Origin of the sequence: Paracerasibacillus soli (assembly GCF_042432965.1) — a bacterium.
Lineage (GTDB): Bacteria > Bacillota > Bacilli > Bacillales > Amphibacillaceae > Paracerasibacillus > Paracerasibacillus soli.
Genome location: NZ_JBHLWL010000037.1, coordinates 30,872 through 34,302 on the forward strand (window position 1 = coordinate 30,872; position 3,431 = coordinate 34,302).

The 3,431-nt window shown below is 36.8% G+C and carries 3 protein-coding genes; all 3 read left to right on the top strand.

Translation table 11 applies throughout. The features are described from left to right. Positions 1–405: 405 nt before the first annotated feature. The 3 genes from ACFFIS_RS11075 to ACFFIS_RS11085 are packed head-to-tail and all read left to right on the top strand — an operon-like array spanning position 406 to position 3,288. Positions 406–1,509: a DegT/DnrJ/EryC1/StrS family aminotransferase gene (locus ACFFIS_RS11075; RefSeq protein ID WP_320381231.1), complete on the top strand. Its 1,104-nt coding sequence runs from the start codon at positions 406–408 to the stop codon at positions 1,507–1,509. Next, the gene (locus ACFFIS_RS11080) at positions 1,509–2,597 is read left to right on the top strand and encodes a Gfo/Idh/MocA family protein (RefSeq protein WP_390187545.1); all 1,089 of its coding nucleotides are present in this window, start codon (positions 1,509–1,511) and stop codon (positions 2,595–2,597) included. Before ACFFIS_RS11075 ends, ACFFIS_RS11080 begins: the two co-directional genes overlap by 1 nt. Then, positions 2,590–3,288 (top strand): acyltransferase, encoded by a 699-nt coding sequence (locus ACFFIS_RS11085; RefSeq protein WP_320381233.1) that lies wholly within the window; start codon positions 2,590–2,592, stop codon positions 3,286–3,288. The genes ACFFIS_RS11080 and ACFFIS_RS11085 overlap by 8 nt, the downstream gene beginning before the upstream one ends. Positions 3,289–3,431: the final 143 nt, after the last annotated feature.

Here is a 3,431-nt window from a genome sequence, read left to right on the forward strand (position 1 = left end):
ACATTTTATCGTGCGATGTTTTGCTATCGTAGATTTCCTTGTCCTGCGGGAAAAGCAACAGCTGAAAATCCCACAGGAAGCGTCCTTTTGCTTCCGAGGCAGGTTAATTTCGCAACGTCCTGTTGCAACACCTGCACTAGTACTTCCTGTACGTCGGAAGTTGAAGCGTTGCCCGCGGAAAGCAACGGTCCGTAGCGGAAAACAACCTAGCACGTTACGAGACAGTTTGGTTCTATTGTGCAAAATCTAATCTAATCCTTTATAAAGAATATTCACAAATACAACTCTCTTACCGAGTACACAAGCATATTTACGAAACGAATGGTAAACGCCGTGGAATTTGTTTGCGTATGGAATAAATTGTAATGAACATGTTTTTAAATATGATGTTAAAGGAAGATGAAGTTGATACAAATAAGTAACCCCAAACGTCAATTTCAACAACTTGAAAATGAAATTTTGGCGAAAATGAAAGAAGTTCTACAAAGTGGTTCCTATATTTTAGGATCATATGTGACAGAAGTTGAAAAAAAGATTGCTAAAAAAATAGGTGTATCTGAAGCTATCGGAGTAGCAAATGGAACGGATGCACTTGTATTAACATTAGAAGCGTTAGGAATTGGTAAAGGTGACGAAGTAATTACGACACCTTTTACTTTTTTTGCAACAGCAGAGGCAATCGCAAATGTTGGTGCTAAGCCTGTGTTTTCAGATATCGATGAAACGTGTAATCTTGATCCATTACGAATTGCTGAAAAGATTACCCCGCGAACAAAGGCGATTATGCCAGTGCATTTATTTGGCCAACCAGCAAATATGATGGAAATTAATCGGTTGGCAAAAAAGTACAATCTCTTTGTAATTGAGGATGCATGTCAGGCTTTCGGTGCATCTTATCATGATAAAAAAGTAGGCAGTCTAGGAGATGCCGCATGTTTTTCATTTTTCCCTACAAAGAATTTATCCGTGATGGGCGATGGGGGAATGGTCACAACTTCGAATAAGAAGTTAGCAGCAAAAATCCGTTCCTTACGCGCACATGGAAGTACAAAAAAATATTATCACGATACAATCGGATATAATAGCCGTCTTGATGAAATCCATGCAGTTACGCTACTAACTTGTCTTCAACATATTGACAATTGGAATGAGGAAAGACGTCGTTTAGCTAGGCGATATAATGAAAAACTACGTCATCTCTCTTATATAAAACTTCCACAAATAGCGGATAGTGGCGATCATGTTTACCATTTATTCTCTATTCAAGTAAAACATCGTGCACAGCTAATGGAATTTATGCGGAAGCAATCCATTCAGACTGGCATCTATTACCCACAACCACTTCATTTACAAAAAGTCTTTCATCATCTCGATTATAAAACAGGAGATTTTCCAGTTGCAGAGAAAATGTCAGAAAGGTTACTTGCAATCCCTATTTACCCTCATATGACAAAAGCAGAACAAGATCATGTCATTACTTCTTTGGAAAAGTTTGCGGTGATGCCATAATGCTTCAGGCAGGTATTATCGGTTGTGGCTTTATTGCTGAAAAACACGTGAAAACAATCGCAAAGACAAAAGGAATATCTTTAGTAGCAGTAAGTGATTTGGATGAGAAAAAAATGCAACAAATCCATGCACGCTATCAGGAAGCTTTACATGAAAAAGTCTCAGTTCAACAATTTAGGGATTATCGGAAATTATTGGCAGATTCTTCTATTGACGTCGTTGTTATAGCTGTTAGTTCAGGTTTGCATGCATCTTTTGCAAAGGAAGCGATAAAAAAAGGTAAACACGTTATGTTGGAAAAACCACTAGCTTTGTCTTTACAAGATGCAGATGACATTATTCAATTAGCTAAAAAACATCGAAAAAAAGTGCAAGTTTGTCATCAACTTCGGTACCGCCCACTTATGCAACGTTTACACGAACTTATTTCCAAGGATGTATTTGGTGAGATTTACTTTGGTGTTATATCTATGCGGTTAAATCGATCGGAATCGTATTTTAAATCATCATCTTGGAAAGGAACGTGGGAAAAGGATGGCGGAATGTTAGTAAATCAAGGCATTCATTTTATAGATTTGCTTATTTGGCTAATGGGTGAGCCGAAATCAGTTTATGGTGAATTGTTACGTGTATCTACCGAAAAGGAAATAGAAGATATCGCAACAGGAATTATTACGTACCAAAATGGTGCAAAAGGATTAATCGAAGCAAACACCATTACAAAACCAAATAATATAGGGTATTCATTAGCGTTATTTGGGAGCAAAGGAACGATTTGTATCGGTGGAAAGGGCTTTAATCAAGTCAAACATTGTTATGTGGAAGGTAATCACAAAGTGAAAAATGAATTAACAAAATTAAGTCATCAAACAGATGAGCAACACGCGATGTACGAAGACTTTATTCAGGCAATTGTACGTGATCAAACAAATTTAGTGAATCCGTCAGAAGGTAAAAAGGCATTGGAGGCCATTTTTGCTTTATATGAATCTCATATAGAAAACATGTCTATTCCCCTTCCATTAGAAAGTTTTTCAACCGAAGAGATGAGTAAAAAAGTAAAAGGAAAGGAGAAAGATGATGATTGATCAAACCGTAACATTAGGTGAGAATGTAAAAATAGGTGAGTATGTGGTGCTAGAAGAAAATGTCATGATTGGTAATAACGTTGAAATTGGTAATCATGTCATTATAAAGGAAGGAACGATTATTAGTGATGATGTTACGATACAAGATCATGCAATTCTTGGTAAACCACTGACTAAATTTAAACATCTCGCACGAAAGCCAAAAAAAGAAGTAGATGTGTTATTAATCGGCGAACGCGCAGTGATTGGCAGTCATGCAGTCTTGTATCGCGGCTCAAAGTTAATGGATGATGTATTTGTTGGAGATATGGCAAGTATTAGAGAGAATGTTATTGTTGGTGAAAAAAGTATTATTGGTAGGAATGCTATGGTAGAAAATAATACGACCATTGGTAAAGGTGTTACGATTCAAACAAGTTCCTATGTTACAGCCGATATGGTGATAGAAGATAATGTTTTTATTGGCCCATCATTTTCTTCTTCCAATGATAAATATATGGGGATGGGAAATGTGGAACTAAAAGGACCTACACTTAAAAAAGGGGCTAAAATAGGCAATAACGCATCATTATTACCTGGTATCACAATTGGAGTAAAAGCGGTTGTTGGTGCAGGCGCCGTCGTGACAAAAGATGTAACAGATGGAAAGACTGTTGTAGGTAATCCAGCGCAAGTACTTGAAAAAAAATGAAACATAAGTTGCGGATGAACTTTTTAATTTAAAAAGGGGTCAAACCCATAGGCCTTGCACGAATGTAACCTTATGTAAGACATGTAATAATTTTACAGTTCGGTTTATTGTTTGAATAAAAAAAGGGGGATGAGGGCTTATTA